The organism is Amycolatopsis sp. NPDC051903, assembly GCF_044452505.1.
In the GTDB taxonomy this organism is placed as follows: Bacteria; Actinomycetota; Actinomycetes; order Mycobacteriales; family Pseudonocardiaceae; genus Amycolatopsis.
In genome coordinates, this window is the sequence record NZ_JBITBT010000011.1 from 49,706 (window position 1) to 66,094 (window position 16,389).

Annotated in this window: 10 protein-coding genes; all 10 read right to left on the bottom strand. The window is 70.5% G+C overall.

Going from position 1 to position 16,389, the window contains the following annotated elements:
- Positions 1–122: 122 nt before the first annotated feature.
- Positions 123–2,681 (bottom strand): glycoside hydrolase family 3 C-terminal domain-containing protein, encoded by a 2,559-nt coding sequence (locus ACIA77_RS23640; protein WP_395888112.1) that lies wholly within the window; start codon positions 2,679–2,681, stop codon positions 123–125.
- A gap of 71 nt (positions 2,682–2,752) precedes the next feature.
- Positions 2,753–5,548 (bottom strand): family 78 glycoside hydrolase catalytic domain, encoded by a 2,796-nt coding sequence (locus ACIA77_RS23645; protein ID WP_395888113.1) that lies wholly within the window; start codon positions 5,546–5,548, stop codon positions 2,753–2,755.
- Between the two features lie 61 nt (positions 5,549–5,609).
- Positions 5,610–9,056, bottom strand: a complete 3,447-nt coding sequence (locus tag ACIA77_RS23650) for a glycosyl hydrolase (protein WP_395888114.1) — start codon at positions 9,054–9,056, stop codon at positions 5,610–5,612.
- Positions 9,057–9,431: 375 nt separating this feature from the next.
- On the bottom strand, positions 9,432–9,629 hold the full coding sequence (locus ACIA77_RS23655; RefSeq protein ID WP_204094756.1) for a LuxR C-terminal-related transcriptional regulator: 198 nt from the start codon (positions 9,627–9,629) through the stop codon (positions 9,432–9,434).
- A gap of 340 nt (positions 9,630–9,969) precedes the next feature.
- Entirely contained in the window at positions 9,970–10,845 is an 876-nt protein-coding gene (locus ACIA77_RS23660) for an aldo/keto reductase (RefSeq protein WP_395888115.1), read from the bottom strand.
- Positions 10,842–12,023 carry an ROK family protein gene (locus ACIA77_RS23665; protein WP_395888116.1) on the bottom strand — a complete coding sequence of 394 codons (1,182 nt, stop codon included), beginning with the start codon at positions 12,021–12,023 and terminating at the stop codon, positions 10,842–10,844. Before ACIA77_RS23665 ends, ACIA77_RS23660 begins: the two co-directional genes overlap by 4 nt.
- A gap of 127 nt (positions 12,024–12,150) precedes the next feature.
- Complete coding sequence (locus tag ACIA77_RS23670; protein WP_395888117.1) at positions 12,151–13,116, bottom strand: substrate-binding domain-containing protein; 966 nt, start codon at positions 13,114–13,116, stop codon at positions 12,151–12,153.
- Entirely contained in the window at positions 13,109–14,245 is a 1,137-nt protein-coding gene (locus tag ACIA77_RS23675) for a mandelate racemase/muconate lactonizing enzyme family protein (protein ID WP_395888118.1), read from the bottom strand. Before ACIA77_RS23675 ends, ACIA77_RS23670 begins: the two co-directional genes overlap by 8 nt.
- A gap of 56 nt (positions 14,246–14,301) precedes the next feature.
- On the bottom strand, positions 14,302–15,540 hold the full coding sequence (locus ACIA77_RS23680) for a sugar ABC transporter permease (RefSeq protein WP_395888119.1): 1,239 nt from the start codon (positions 15,538–15,540) through the stop codon (positions 14,302–14,304).
- Between the two features lie 26 nt (positions 15,541–15,566).
- Complete coding sequence (locus ACIA77_RS23685; RefSeq protein ID WP_395888120.1) at positions 15,567–16,379, bottom strand: ATP-binding cassette domain-containing protein; 813 nt, start codon at positions 16,377–16,379, stop codon at positions 15,567–15,569.
- Positions 16,380–16,389 lie beyond the last annotated feature (10 nt).

Below are 16,389 nucleotides of genomic sequence, written 5' to 3' on the forward strand. Positions count from 1 at the left end.
ACCTCTCTGCGCGACACCCCCCGGCCCGGGGGGCCCCTGCTCGGCACCCGCCGCCACACCACCCCCCACCCCCCCCCGCGCCCCCGGGGGGATCCCGCGCCCCCGCTTCAGCTGCAGACCGCTCAGGACAGCGACAGACGTCCCCGCAGCGGGAGATCGGCCGACGAGGTGCCCACACCGACGGTGTAGCTGCCGGGGACCACGGTCCAGCCCGTGGTCGAGTCGAGCCAGACCGCGAGGTCGTCGCGCGCGACTTCGAGGGTCACCGTGGTGGTCTGACCCGGTTTCAGGGCGACCTTGGTGAACGCCTTGAGCTGCTGGGCCGGCTCCCGGGCCGCGTCCGGTGCAGCGACGTAGAGCTGGACGACCTCCGAGCCGGCCCGGCGGCCGGTGTTCGTGACGGTCGCCTGAACGCGAAGCCCGCCTGTCGTGCGGGAGAGCCGCAGTCCGCCGAGCCGGAAACTCGTGTAGGACAGGCCGAAACCGAAGGGGAACAGCGGTTTCTCACCCGAGTGCTCGTACCAGCGGTAGCCGACCGCCAGACCTTCGTCGTAGTAGACCTGCACGCCGTCGCCCGGGAATTCGACGGTGGTCTTGGCCGGGCCCTGGTCGTTCGCAGCCGGGAAGGTCTCGGGGAGCCGACCGCCCGGTTCCTCGTCGCCGAAGAGCATCGCGGCGAGCGCGTTGCCCTGTTCCTGCCCGGCGTACCAGTTGGCGAGCACGGCCTTCACGCCGCCCAGCCAGGGCATGAGCACAGCCCCCGAGGTGTTCAGCACCACCACGGTGTTGGGGTTCGCCTGCGCGACCGCGGTGATGAGCTCGTTCTGGTCCGCGGGCAGCGCCAGCGTGGAACGGTCCATCCCTTCGCTGGTGACGTCGGCGACCACGACGACGGCGACGTCGGCCGCCCGCGCGGCCGCAGCCGCCGCCTGGTGGAGCTTGTCGTAGCCGGTCTGGGAGCCCAGCACGAGTGACGTGCGCGGTGCGCGCCCGCCGACCGGTGCGGCCGAGACGTAGGTGACCTCGACGGCGTGCTCCCCCGCGGTCAGGTCGACCAGCGCGTTCTGCACGGCTTCGCGGCCGGGCAACGCGGTGAGCACCTCCTTGCCGTCGATGCTGAGTGTCGTCAGCCCGCCGACGCTCAAGCTGAAGCGGTAACCCGCGGCTTCGTCCGCGTGGAACGTGCCGGCGTACCGCGCCGACCAGCCGTCGGTCTCGCCGGCGACCGCGGCCGGGGTCGCCGTGATGTTCAGGGTCGGCACGGTCTCGGTCCCCAGCGCGGCACCGGTCAGGTCGGTGGAGGCGTAGTACGCCGCGGTCAGCCCGGCACCGAACGCGGCGGCCGGGATCACCGGCAGCGCGGCGATCCCGAGGGTGCCTGGGGCGTAGGTGACCGGGATGGAGCCGGCCCGCGCCCGGATCCCCGCCAGTGGCGTCACGACGGCGCCGTTGGGGTTGACGCTGCCGGAGCCGCCACCGTGCGTCTGCGCGCCGGCGTCGGCGGCGTTCCCGATGACCGCGATGCTGCGCGGACGCGCCAGCGGCAGCACGCCGTCGTTCTTCAGCAGCACGCTGCCTTCGACGCCGATGTGCCGGGCGAGTGCGAGATGAGCCGGGGTCGAGACCACGGTGTCGACGACGGTCGCCGGATCCGGCAGCGGGTGGTCGAACAGCCCGACGCGGATCATCGCCGTGAGCACCTGGGTCACCATGGTGTCGAGCTGCGCTTCGCTGACGCTGCCGCTTTGCACGGCGACCTTGAGCGCGTCGCCGAGGTAAGTGCTGCCGGGCATTTCCGTGTCGGAGCCGGCTTTGGCGGTCTGGACGGTGCTGTGCGTGCCGCCCCAGTCCGACATCACCATGCCGTCGAAACCCCACGTGTCGCGCAGCGTGTCCTGCACGTTCACCTGGTTCTCCTGGGCCCAGGTGCCGTTGATCTTGTTGTACGACGTCATGACTGCGCCGACCTGACCCTGCTGCACCGCGGCCCGGAAGCCGGGGTAGTAGAGCTCCTGCAGCGCGCGGGGCGAGACCACCACGTCGATCGAGTTGCGCAGGATCTCCTGGTTGTTGGCCACGAAGTGCTTGACCGTCGAGATGACGTGGTTGGCCTGGATGCCGCGGATCGTGGCCGCGGCGAGCAGCCCGTTGAGGAACGGGTCCTCGGTGTAGGTCTCGAAAGAGCGGCCCCAGTGCGGCAACCGCAGGAGGTTGATACAGGGTGCCAGCGCGACGTTGTGGCCCTTGGCCGCTTGTTCGGCGCCGTAGGCCCGGCCGTAGTCGGTCGCGGTGGCCGGGTTCCACGTGGCCGCCAGCGCCTTGGAGTCCGGCCACTGCGTGACGCCGGTGGACCCGTTGCCGACGCCGCTGGGCCCGTCCGCGAGCCGCAGGGCGGGGATGCCGAGCCGCTCGTTGGCCGGGATGTGGCCGGTGAACCCCTTCGTGGCCGGAATCCCGTGGCAGTAGGCGATCTTCTCGTCGAGGGTCATCTTCGCCACCAGCTGGTTCGCCTGCTTCACCGCCGCCTGGGTCGCGGCGGACACTGCCGGAGCCGCGCTCACGGAACCGGCGCCCGGCGCGGCTGCGGCCTCGGCCGAGCCGGCGGGGATCACCGCGGCGAAGCTCGCGGCGGTGATCCCCGCCCCGGACCACTTCAGCATCGAACGACGGGTGACATCCATCGGGTAACTCCTTCGTGGTGGGGTGGTGAGGGAGAAGACGTGTCCGATGTGGCCGGTCCGGGCGGCCGGGTTCAGATCGTGGCCGAGAAGGTGTAGTCGCCGCCGCCCACGGTGTACACCGTCTCCGTGCCGTTGCCGCCGGTCATCCGGGCGGCTCCGGCGACCTGGATCTGCCGGTTCGCGGCGACGGGAACGTGCACGGTGGCGGTGGTCCCGGGCGGGACGGTGACGTGGAGCCGGAAGTCGTGACCGGACTTCGTCCAGTCAGTGCTGACCGTGCCGTAGGGAGTGCGGTAGCTGCCCGCCGCGTGGTTCAGGTCGCCGACGAGCGCCGGGGCGATCGTCAGGCTGCGGTAGCCCACCGAGCCCTCGGCCTGCCGGATGCCGGCCACTCCGCGGATGAACCACGCGTCGACCGCGCCGAGGAAGTGGTGGTTCTGCGAGCCGCTCCCGTCGAGGCTTTCGGACAACGTGGTGTGGCCGCTGGCGACGAGGTAGCCGTAACCGGGGGACGTGGGGTTCACGACCAAGTCGTAGATGACGTCGTCGCGGTTGCCGTTCTCCAGGGCGCGGAAGAGCGGTCCCAGCGCGACCGAGCCGGTCGTGATGTGGTTGCCGGCCTTGCGAACCGAGGCGACGAGGCGATCGAGCACGGCCGCGCGGTCGGCGGGGGCGACCAGGCCCGCGTCGAGCGCCATGGCGTCGGAGGCCTCGCTGTCGCTGCCGTAGTACACGCCGGCCGCGTCGACGTGCCGGAAGCGCGTCGTGAACTCCGCCGCGAGCTGGGCGGCCAGTGCGCTGTATGTGGCGTGATCGGCGGTCTTGCCGAGGACCTGCGCGATGCTCGCCAGGTCGCTCGCCGCGGTGTAGTAGCCCGCGGTGATGGCCAGCTGCATCGGCGTGGTGTTGTCGGTCGCGGACCAGTCGCCCAGGCCGGGGATGTCGCCGTTGTTGGCGGCCTTGTTCCTGGCTTCGTAGTCGAGCCAGGCGACCATGTTGTCGTAGTACGTGGCCATCGTGCGCGTGTCGCCGTAGGTGAGGTAGAGCTGCCACGGGATGCGGATCACGGCGCCGCCCCAGTTGACCTCGTCGAGGAACTCGATGGTGCCCTGGGGCCGCGGCAGCGTGGTGGGCGCGACGCGGTGGAACTCGGGTGCGATGTTCGCGATCAGGCCGGGTGACGCGTCACCGGGTTGCCGCTGCGCGGTGGCCATGTTGCGCACGAGCTGCGGTTCGAACGCCGACATGTCGTAGTCGGTCAGGAGCGCGTCGAGGTTCTGCAGGTTGTCGCCGGTGTACGGGCCCTTCTCGCGGTCCGGGCAGTCGGTCATGACCGACGTCATGTTGCTCTGGATCGCGCGCTCGGTGATCGCGTGGATCTGGTTGAGCAGGTCACTCGAGGACGTGAACTCACTCGCGCTCGGGTTCGCCGCGTGGATCACGTCGACGGTCACGGTGTCGGAAGTGGGCGCCGCTCGCAGGCCGCTCACCTGGAGGTAGCGGAAACCGCTGTAGGTGAACTGCGGGTGCCACGTTTCCCTGCCGTGGCCGGACAAGGTGTAGCGGTAGGCGATCTGGTTGCCGGCCGAGGCGCCGGTGCTGGCGATGTCCAGGCTGCCGTCGGCGGCGAGCTTCTCGGCCGGGATCATGGTCACGGTGTCGCCGGCGTGGCCGGTGACCGAGACGCTGGGCCAGCCGGAGCGGTTGGCGCCGAAGTCGAAGAGGTAGGAGCCGTCGGCGAGCTTGCGGACGCTGGTGGGCCGCACCGTCTGTGCCACGGTGATCGGCGGACGCGGGTTGGCGCGCAACGGCGTGGTGTCGCGGGGTGTGGTGCTCTGCGTGAGCGTCACCGGGTTCGCCTGCTGCCACCCGGCTCCGGCCAGCGCGGCGGCCGACGTCGGCGCGTTCCCGTCGCGACGGGCGTCGTACTCCTCGCCGCTCCACCACGACGAGAAGGTCGTCGGCCCCAGCGCGGTGCGCCAGGTGCCGTCGCTCGAGACGACCTCACGGTGCCCGTCCTGGTAGGTGATCTCGAGCTGCGCGATGACCTTCGGCTCGCCGTACACCGTGTACTGCTCGAGAGTGCCGCCGAAGAAGTACCGGCCCGGCGTCTTCACGCGCTGGTAGGTACCGCTGCCGGTCTGGAGGCCGATCGTGTTCGTCCCCGCCCGCAGCGCTCGGGTGAGGTCGTAGGTGCGGTAGTCGACTTCCGCGGTGTAGGTGGTCTGGCCCGGTTCCAACACGGCTTCGCCGACCGGGCGGCCGTTGAGCGTGGCGGCGTACATGCCCAGGCCGGTGGTGTACAGGCGAGCCTGCTTGACCGCCCCGTGCACGGCGAACGCCTTGCCGAACACCGGGAGCGGGGTCTCCTTGCCGTCCGGCTGGGTGTAGTCGTAGGACGGGTTCTCGATCCACCGGGCCGACCAGTCGGCGGGGGTGAGCAGGCCCATTTCCCACGTGGACGGGTCGCTCCACGGCGACACGCGTCCGGCGGCGTCCCAGGTGCGGACCTCCCACCGGACGCGGTCACGCGCGTGCAGCGCCGGGCCCGCGTAGGCGATGTTCGACGTACTGGCCGAACGCACCTGGCCGCTGTCCCACAGGTCGCGTTCTCGTTGCTGTGACGGCGATTGGACCGTCGCGCGGATCTCGTAGGCGGCTTGGCCCGTCGCGCTCTTCTGCGGCGGGAGCCAGCTGAGCAGCGGCTTGGCCGCGTCGATGCCGATCGGGTCGACGAGGTTCTCGGTCCGCAGGGTGGTCGGTTTCGCCGGGCTGCCGCCGCCCGGAACGGCGGCGACGGCCGCCGATCCGGACGCGGCCAGTAGCGAGGCTGTGAGGAGAGTCAATAGGCGTCGCCGGCGGTTCATCGGGTGTCCTTTCGGCCGGGCGGTGTGAGCTGCAGGTGGGGTGTCGGATTGGCGGACCGGGCTACGTCCGGTTGACGATGCGGACCGGTCCGAGGAGGCCGGCCGGTTTGAGTTCGGTCCCGGCGGCGATGTTCTTCAACGGCGGCTGGACGTACGCGATCTGCGTGGCGCCGGCCTGCTGGTCGCCCACCAGCCGGTTGAACCAGCTGGTGGTGACCTTGACCTGAAGCGTGTTGGGGCCGGCGCGCAAGGCGCCGGTGATGTCGAACCGATACGGCGCGCGCCAGGCGATCCCCGCGTCGGCGCCGTTGACCGCGACCTGGGCGATGTCGTGCACCTCGCCCAGGTCCACGAGGATGCGCCCGCCCGCTTTGGTCCAGTCCGCCGGGGCGTCGACGGTCGTCGAATACGTTGCGGTGCCGGAGAAGTAGCGGATGCCGGGGTCGGTCTCCTGGGTGAGCGAGCGCAGGAAGGCGAAGCTCGCGGTGGCGGGAGCGCCGGTTCCCGCCGGGAATTCGACTTTCCACGTGCCGCCGACCGCGCCGATCTGCCGTTCCGTGGTCGCCGGGACGGTCTTGGCACCGGGTTTGCCGTGCGACACGAGGACGAAGAGCGAATCGACGGGCCCGAGGTCGACCGTGAGCTGGGTGGCCCCGCTGGTGGCGTCGAAGGTGATCGGAGCGGTCTGCCCGGTCACCGGATCCCAGGTCTCCACCGCGCTGCCCGCCGAGCGCAGCGTCAGCGGGATGGTGGTGCGCACGTTGCGGCGGTTGACGAGGAAGTAGACGTCCGCCGAATCCGTGCGGCGGTGGGTCAGCCACAGGGGTTCGTTGGCGGCCAACGGGTCCATCGCGTCGAGCCGGAAGGTCCAGTCCGGGACGACGCCGAGCTCGGCGAGGGCCTCGGCGGCCGTGATCCCGCTGAAGACGCGGCCAGCGCCGACCACCCGATCGCGCTGGTCACCGTCGCCCCACAGCCGCGTGGCCAGCTGCTGGAACGCGGCGTCGTCGTCGGCCAGGCTGGGTGAGCCGGCCGGTTTCGGCCCGGCGACGGCCGCCCCGGCGTCGACGAACCCGGCGAGCTTGCGCAGCACGGGCAACGTGATGCGCTGGGCGTCACCGCCGAGGTGGAGCAACGCGTACGACTGACCGGAGCGGGTGACGATCCTGCCGTCGCGCACCGACATCTCGGTGAGGATCATCGTGCCGTTGACGAAGTCGTAGTCGTACCCGGCCGGCTGGTCGTGCTGCCGGAAGCCGCGGCCCCACACGCCGGTCGCGGGAGCCTCCTGGCCGTAGAAGTACGCGACGTCGGCGACGTGGGTGCCGCGGGACAGCAGCCAGCAGCAGCGCGCGAGGTACGTGGTCCACGGTTTGGCGACCTCGGCCCACGTTTCGAGTCGCGTGAAGAACGAGCCGATGCCGTTGAGGGTGATGCCCGGGCCTCGGTCGAGGGGCTGGTGCACCGAAGTGTGGATCATGAACCTGGTCGCGCCCTGGGCGAGCATTTCGTCGGCGAGGGGTTTGAGGTCCTTCGGCGTGAAGCCCTGCGGGGTGAAGGTGAAGGCTTCGACCGCTGTGTGGGCCCGGCCGTAGACGTGCGCGACCGAGGCGGCGCCGCGGGTGTCGACCCGGTAGGTCTCGAACGACTGGTCCCCCGGTGCGAACGCTTCACCGGAGGCGCCCATGGGGATGTCGGCGTACTGGCGCATCTCCAGGTCGTCTCCGAACCAGCCGCGTTTGTCCTCTTGTGCTTCGGCGTAGGTGCGCTGGAGCCCGCGCTTGTGGGCTTCGGCGGGGATGACCTGGTAGTGGTTCTCGGCGAGAAGCTCGTTCAGCGTCCGGCGCCAGTCCCAGAGGAACTTGTCCGCGTCCGCGGCGCTGTCGACCGGCACGCCGGTGAGCGCCGGCAGGAGCGGAGCCGGGTCGTAGCCGCGCCGCTCGCGGAACTCCTCCAGCAGCGATTCCGTCCAGTTCTGGTAGCCCGCCTCGTAACTGTCGTTGAGGAGCCCGGTCAGCCCCTTGGCTCCGAACAGCTCCTTTCCGGCGGCGTCGGCGAGCTTGTCGAGGTAGGTACCGAGGTACTTCCGGACCCGGCCGGCGTCGAGCTTGTCGACCTCCAGGCCGGTGGCCGCGGCGGACGCCGGACCGTTCTGGTGGCCGGTGAGGCTGTAGCCGAGGCGGACCACGACCCACGTGCCGGCCGGCACCTGCCAGTGCAGGGTTCCGTCGGGCGCGAGCTGCCGGGTCAGGTCGACGACGTCGGCGCGGCGCACGGCCGGCGCACCGCCTTGCGACGGCGTCGCGATCCGGTAGTAGTTCGCCGTCTGGCCGAACCCGGCCTTCACCTCGAACTCGTGGATCGTCCCGACCGTGCGCAAGACGAGGCGGGACAAGGCGATCGGCGCCGGCGACGGCGCCGTGGGGCTCTGGCCGAACACCACCTTGAAGTACTTCGCGGTGGTCTGCGGCACGAACAGCGTGCGCTGCACCCCGCTGTAGACGCCTTGCGCGAGCAAAGTCCACTGCCGTCCGTCACGGCTGCTGTGGACCTGAACCGACGGCCCGTACTCGACGACGTCGTTCCAGCCGGTGAACGCGGCACCGGCGGCGATCGTGACGCCGGTGACGGTGACCGGGCGCGGGTATTCGAAGCGCACCCAGGTACCGCTGCTCCCTGGCGCGGGCAAGTACTGCGGGTCCGCGACCGAGGCGTTCGACAGCTTCGCGACGTCGAGCTCCACGCCGTGCTCACCGTTCGACTGCGGGCTCGCCTTCGGATCGGCCAGCAGTGCGCCGGCGTAGATCTTGGGTGCGAGCGCCGCCTGGTTCTGCGTCCCGTTCGGCACGCGGTAGGCGAACACGCGCGCATCGCGGTAGAAGGTGGGCAAGGGCGTCGTCGTCGCGGATTGCGCAGCCGCGTCGCCGAACTGTCCGGCCACGGACGGCGGCTGCGGCAGGGTCACCTGCGCCTGGCCGCCTTCGACCCACGTCTCGGTCCAGACGTACTTCTTCATCGCGTCTTCGGCCGTGACCCACGGGCCGCCGGTCTCCGACCACCCGGGCGAACAGGCGACGTCGGCCTCGAGGCCGAGCTGATCGGCCATCTGCATCGCGTAGCGGAACGCGGACTTCCAGCCGTCGGACAGGTAGGGCAAGGGAGTGGGCACCACGACCGGGACGCGGCCCGCGCCGTCGAAGTTCACCATGCCGCCGATGCCGGCGCGCTTGAACCACTCGAGGTCGGCCTTGATGCCCTCCTGGGTGATGTTCTGGTTCATCCAGTGCCACCACACCCGCGGCAGGACCTCGGCGGGAGGCGTCCGGAACCCGGCCAGCACGGGCGATCCGTCGAGCGCCGAGGCGAGCCGCGGGCCGGCGGCAAGAGCCGTACCCGAGAGATCGGGCGCCGCGGCGCCCGACGCCGTCCCCGGAACCGCCACCACACCCGCGGCTCCGACCGCGGCCGCTGCCGCGCCGCGGAGAAACCCGCGTCTGCTCGTAGACATCGTCGTCCTCGTTCCCGATCGGCGGACACACCGGTGCGGAGCGTCCGGGGCTAACTTGGTCCCCACGACTTGAAACGATTCATCAAAAGTAGAAGACAGGTGCAGCAGGGCACAACCCTGCGAAAGTCGCCTTCTCCTCGCCTCGCCACTCACCGAAGTGCCTGTGAGCACACAGAAAATTCCCCTCGTCGAGGCTCGAGAGGGGCCGAGGACGCGAGATTGCTTCCGGTGGGGACGGGCGGGAAGCACCCCCGATGAATCGTTTTACTCAGCGCGAGATTACGACGGTTTCCGTTGCCGGACAAGGAAGTGTCCGGATCTGGACAGGGCAGGCCGAACCACGGTCGTCAGGTCGGACCAGCGGAGCCACGCCACTCAGAGCAGCCCACGACGAGCTGCCCACACCACCGCCTGAATGGGGGTCGCGAAGCCCAGCCGGTCGCAGATCGAGCGCAGCCGCCGGCGCACCGTGCGATCGGACAGCTCCAGCCGGCGGGCGATGAGGTCCAGCGGCAAGCCTTCGGCGAAGAGCGCCAGCAAGTCGAGTTCCTCGCGTGCGAGCAGGTCGTTCACCGGCCCACCGTCCTCCCCTCGCCCCACTGCGCCGCACGCGCTTCCGCGGCCCGCACTCGCACGGGGAACCGGGACGGCGCGGCCGGGAAGGTCCGAACGGCCGGCCCGGGCAACTCGGGCACCCAGCGCCGACACGGCGTCGATCCGGGGCGGCACAGTCCGGGTTTCGCGGAGCGCGCACACTCGTCGCCGGCCTCCCCTCCCGAATTGAAAGGTTTCACAACCCTGGCGGCGATGACGCTACTATCCCTTGCGAAGCAAAGTCAATGCGCCGCCGGGGCCGTGGTGAAACGTTTTTCACCAGGCGACACCCAGAGCCCGCGACGGAGCCGTCCGCGCGTCAGTTACGCGGAAGCGCAACCGACAGACGCTCCACCTCCGGTGCCGTCAAGCCGGCAGCGACCGCCTCGACGGCCTGGACCAGGTGGGCCGGACGCCCCGTGCCGACGATGGGAACCAGGTTGGCGCGGAACGAAGTGAGCCACGCGAGGGCGACCTGCTGCACGGTGCAGCCACGCTCGGCCGCGATCCGCCCGAGGCCAGGTAGCCCCGTCTCGAGCCGTCGGACGCCGGACCTGCCGCCGAGCGGGGAGTACGCGAGGTAGGGAATGCCTTCACGCGCACAGTAGGCGAGCGTCTCGTCGTCGCGGGAGAGCGGCGAGTAGCGGTTCTGCACCGCGTCGATCACGGTGATCGCACGAGCTTTCTCGAGTTGCGCCACGGTCACGTTGCACAGACCGACGCCGCGGATCTTGCCCTCGTCCCGCAGTACCGCCAGCTCGCCGACGCTCTCCTCGAGCACAGTCGACGGATTGTCCGCGCGGTGCAGCTGGTACAGGTCCAGCCGGTCGCGACCGAGCGTGCGCAGGCTCTGCTCGCAGTCGCGCCGCAAGGCTGCCGGGGACGCGTCGACGGGGAATTCCGCCGGCCCGCTGCGGAAGTGCCCGCCCTTGGTGGCGACGAAGACCGAATCACCGTCCGGGTGCGTGGCCAGCGCCTTGCCGATCAGCCACTCGTTGTGGGCGGGGTGATCGACCGTGGTGTAGGCGCGAGCGGTGTCGATCAGCGTGACCCCGTGGTCGATCGCCGCGTGCATCGTGGCGATCGCGCCATCGACGTCCGGTTCGTCCGCGAGGGACCAGCCGGCGCCGCCGAGCGCCAGCCTGCTGACCGCTGTCCCGCCGATCCGGATCCGCGGTATCGCCCCGATGGTCATCCGGTACTCCCCTTTCCGTGGCCCTGGTTCGACGTCTGCGGGAGCCGGTGCCGATCGGCCAGGAGCCGCCGCGTGGAGTCGAGCGCCAGCGTCACCGCCCCGACGACCTCGGCCCGCCTGCCCAGCGAAGACCGCATCAGCCGCAGTCCGTCGGTGATGGCCGGCTGGGCGTAGCGGTGCAAGCTGTCGCCGACGGCGTCCACGAGCACGTCCCCCGCTTCGCTGACCAGACCACCCAGCACCACGGCACCCGGGTTGAGGCTGGCGCACAGGTCCGCGATCGCCCGGCCGAGGGTCCGGCCGGCGTCGGAGACGATGCGGTGGGCCAGCGGATCTCCGGCGCGCACGAGCCGCACGACCTCTTCGAGCGTCAGCGGTTCCGGGCGGGTCGGCTGGAGCAGTTCGATGATCCGCCGCCCGGACGCGACGGTGTCGAGGCAGCCGCGGCTCCCGCACCAGCACAGCGCGCCGTCCTCGTCGACCAGTACGTGCCCGATCTCGCCGGCGATGCCCGCGGCACCCCGGTAGAGCCGGCCGTTGAGCACGAGCCCGGCGCCGATGCCGCTCGAGACCTTGACGTAGAAGACGTCGTCCACGTCGCGCGCCGCGCCCTCCCAGGCTTCGGCGAGCGCACCCAGGTTCGCGTTGTTCTCCAGGGAAACGGGGATGCCGATGCGGTCTTCGAGCTCGGCCGCCGGAACCATGCCGACCCAGCTGTTGAGGACCCGGCCCAGGGTGATGCTGCCGGTCGCGCGGTTGACCGGTGCGGGCAGGCCGACGACCACCTTCCTGACCACCCCGCGGTCGACACCGGCTTCCGCCGTCAACGCGGTCACGAGCTCGGCGGCCGTCGAGAGCGATTCGGCCGCGAAGTCGTCCACCTGCATGGACACGACCCGCTCCGCGAGGATCCGGCCCGACAGGTCGGCCAGCGCGGCCCGGATGTGCGTGCGGCCGAAATCCACCCCGACGACGACGTCGCTGGGCTCCGCGAGCTTGAGCAGGGTGGGCGGGCGCCCGCTGTGCGCGGCCCGCACGTCCGGGTCGGGTGAGTCCTCGACGACGGTTCCCTCGGCGATCAGGTCGCTCACCACGGCCCAGACCGAGGTGCGCGAACGCCCGGTGACCTCGCCCAGCCGCGCGCGGCTGATCGGGCCGTAACGGCTCAGCGCGAACAAAACCTGGTCTCGTTGCTGTGGTGTCCCCGAGGCCGTGTGGGACGACCGAGCCGGTCCGTTGCTCACTGTCCACCCCCGTTGGTGTGTCCCGGCGTGCCAGCGTAACCACGTGCCGCCGCCACGAGGCTCACGTGCCCGTCGTCGCGGCGGTCCGCTCGAACACCTGGTGCGTCTTGGCCCACCCGGTGAACTCCGCCAGGTTCTCCGCGGTCACGACCTGCGGTGCCGGTCGCCGCTGGTTGAGTTCCGCGCGGACGGGGTCGAAGCCCAGCAGGGTGAGCGCTTCCGCGGTCCCGAGCCGCGCGACCATCGCGATCGCCGCGGCCGCGTGGTAGCCGAAGTAGTACTCGCGGATCCAGATGCTCGCCGCCACCGTGCCGCGGGCGATCGCGGCCGCCGTCTCGGGCAGCATGTCGTTGCCGATGACGACGATCTCCCCGGCCCGGCCCGCCGCTTCCACGACCGCGGCTTGGACCGGGGCGTGGTAGCCGTACACCCCGTAACAACCCGCGATGCCGGGCTCGTCGGCCAGCGCGGCGCGCGCGTTCGCGGTGGCCAGCTCGATCCGTTCGCCGTCATCCTCACCGCCGACTACCTCGAGACCGGCCCGCGCCATCACTTCCAGGAAGCCCCGCAGTTTGCCCACTGCTCCGGGTGCCTTGGCGGATCCGGTCTGGACCAAGACCCGGGACCCCGCCGGCACGCGCTCCGCCATCAGCCGGCCCGCTTGCCGGCCGAGTTCGACCGCCTCCGGCATCCCGACGAAGAGCGACCGGCCGCTGCGCGGCGCGTCGAGGTCGAACGTGACCACCGGCACGCCGGCCACGGTGGCCTCCGCCACGACCTCGTCGAACGCCGTCTCGTCACTGGCCACGAAAGCCACCCCGTCCACGCCCGCGGCGAGGTGCCTGCGGATCGCGCCGACTTGGTCGGCGACCGCTTCGTAGACCGGGGCCTCGATGATCAGGTCCAGCCCGAGCCGCTCCGCCGCGTCCCGCCAGCCTGCGTTCACCATGTCCCAGTACGGTCCCCGGTTCTTCTCGACCACCGCGATCCGCAACCGGCGCCCGTGGCCGTCACCGTGCTCACGCATATTCGTACCGGACCGCAGTCGATGCGACGTCGACCCCGAGCACCGACTCCGAGCCGATCCCGAGGCCGGGCCGGTCGCTCACGTCCGCGATCCCGTCGGTGATCGTGACTCCTCCGTTCGCGACGATGTCCTGTTCGAACAGGGTGTGGCAGGCGACCCCGGTGTACAGCGGGTTGCGCGAGGCCACGGCCAGGTGGGCGACGGCGGTGTTGGCGATCTTCATCTCGTTGATCTCGTCGACGATGTAGTCGATGTTGTGCGCTTCGGCGACGCGGATCATCTGCTGGCACTTCTGCACCCCGCCGACGCGGCTGATCTTCAGGCTCACGATGTCGGCGGCGTCGGTCTCGATCACGCGGTTGAGGTCGGCGACCGTGCGGATCCCGTCGTCGGCCATCACCGGGAACCGGGTCGCCTGCCGGATCTTCGCCAGGCCGCGGAAGTCGTTGGCCAGCACCGGCTGTTCGAGGATCACCTTCTGCTCCAGCGAGACCTCCCGCTCGAGGACGTCGGCGATGAGCAACGCCTGGTTCACCGACCACGCCTGGTTGGCGTCGAGGCTGAGGGTGGCCCGATCGCCGATGACCGGGAGCAGCGACCGGACGATCGCGAGATCGTAGTCGGTGTCGCCGCTCATCTTCTGCTTGAAGAACCGGTAGCCCTGTTCCATCAGCCGGGCCAGGTCGGTGGCGGTGTCCTCGTACGTCGCGGGCGTGATGTGGGTGGGCACGCCGTCGTGCACGCGGCCGCCGAGGAGCTGGTAGACGGGCGCGCCGAGGATCTTGCCCGCCAGGTCGTGCAGCGCGATGTCGATGCCGGCCTTCGCCGCGACGTTGCCCGCGGGCGAATACCGATCCATGATCGCGTTCGCCTTGGTCAGCTGGAGCGGATCGAGCCCGGCCAGCCCTTGCTTGAGCAGGTCGATGCCACCCAGCGTCGACGGTGCCGTCTCGCCGTAGAGGCCGGGGCAGTGCGCTGCTTCGCCGACGCCGACGACGCCCTCGTCGGTGTGGACCTGCACGACGACGTTCACCTGGATCTCGTCTTTGACGTAGAACCGCTTGTCCTTCATGTACTCGGGCCGGTAGTCGGCGCGCACGGCGGTTGCGGTGATGTCGGTGATCTTCACGCGTTTCTCCCTGCGGTGTCCACGGATGTTCGTTGGGTCGCCGTTTCCGGCGGGGATCAAGTGGTCGTCGAGCGACGACGGGAAACCGAATCGACGACGACCGCGGCGACCAGCACCGCCCCGATCACCATGTACTGGAGGTCGGAGACCAGGTTGAGCAAGTACATGCCGTTGTAGATCGACCCGATCACCAGCCAGCCGATGGCCGCCGACCACGCGCTCCCCCGGCCGCCGAACAGGCTCGTGCCGCCGATGACGGCCGCGGCGATCGAGTACAGCAGCAGCGTGCTTCCGCCGAGGTCCTGCGAAGCGGCACCGACGTACGACGCGGCCAGCACACCACCGGCCGCTGCCATCGCGCCGGAGATGGCGAACACCGACACGCGGATCCGGTCGACGTTGATCCCCGCTCGCCTCGCCGCTTCGGCGTTCCCGCCGACGGCCCGCACCCGCTGTCCGTAGCGCGTCTGCGTGATGAGGAACCAGAAGAACACGACCAGCGCCAGGAAGATGACCAGCGCCACCGGTACGCCGATCGCGCGGTTGAGTTCCCAGAACACGACGAACAGCACGACGGCGAGCGCGATCACCTTGGCGGCCACGAGGCCCGGCTGCGCCGCCGGGAGCCCGACGCGCAACCGCCGACGCCGGCCGAGCAACGCGGTCACCAGGAAGCACAGGACGGCGACCGCCGCGACGACGTACCCGATGGCCGGCGCCAGGCTCCGGCCCTCCAGCTGGGAAATGGCTCCGCCGAAGGGGAAGAGGATCGTGCCGGTCTTGCCGAGCAGGCGCAGCTGCACGCCCAGGAACAGCAGGAGCCCGCCGAGCGTCACGATGAACGAGGGCACGTTCATCCGGGTCCGGATAAAGCCCTGCAGAGCGCCGACCGCGCCGCCGGCCACGACCGTGGCCAGGATCCCGAGGTACGGGTTCACGCCGCCCTTCTGCACCAGCACGGCGAGGACTGCCGCGCCGAAGCCGCACACCGACCCGACCGAGAGGTCGACCTCGCCGATCAGGAGCACCATGACGACGCCGAGCGAGATCACCCCGCCGTAGGAGATCTGACGGGCCAGGTTGTGCAGGTTGTCATCGGACAGGAAGCGACCGTTGACGAGCTGGAAGACCACCCAGACCAGGACGAGTCCGAAGTAGACGGACAGGCCCCCCACGTCACCCTTGCGGATGCGCCGCAGCCGATCGCGCAGGACCTGCCCGAGAGTTTCGCCTCCGCCGGGCGCGGGCAGGACGGGGTCGAGGGACTGCGGGCGGGCCGCCGTGGATGTCGTCATGCTTGCTCGCACTGTCTCTTCCGCACTCATGCGAGCTCGCCTCCCGAACTCGCGCCGTTCAGTTCCCGCTCGACCCGCAGGGCGTCGGCCGATGCCGTGAGACCCGTGATGGCCGAAACGACCTGCTCGTGGCTCGCGTCCTCGGTGCGGTACTCCCCCGCGTTGCGGCCGAGCCGGAGCACGCAGATGCGGTCGGCGACCGCGAAGACGTCGGCCAGGTTGTGGCTGATCACGACGACGGCCAGGCCACGGGCCTTCAGCCGCTTGAGCAGCTGCAGCACCTGGGCGGTCTGGGCCACGCCCAGCGCAGCCGTGGGTTCGTCCAGCAGGACGACTTTCGGTTCGCCCAGCACGGCCCGCGCGATGGCGACGGCCTGCCGCTGTCCGCCGGAGAGCTCTTCGACGCGGGCCAGCACGTTGGGGATGCGCGCGCCGAGCCCGGCGAGCAGTTCCCGGGCGCGCTGCGCCATCTCGAGCTTGTCGAGCAACCGGACCGCGCGCGACGGACCGGTCATGAGCCGCTCGCGTCCGAGGAACAGGTTGGCGACGACGTCGAGGTTGTCGCACAGCGCGAGGTCCTGGTACACGGTCGCGATGCCCAGCTTCGCCGAATCCTGTGGGCTCGTGACCGACACGAGGTCGCCGTCGAACCTGATCTCCGCCGAGTCCGCGGGCGAAACGCCCGCGATGGCCTTGATCAAGGTGCTCTTGCCCGCGCCGTTGTCGCCCACCAGCGCGACGATCTCACCGGCCCGCGCCTCGAACGTCACGTCCTGCAGCGCGCGCACCGCGCCATAGGTCTTCTCGACGTGTTGCATGGACAGCAAGGGGGTTTGCATGAGTTCGACG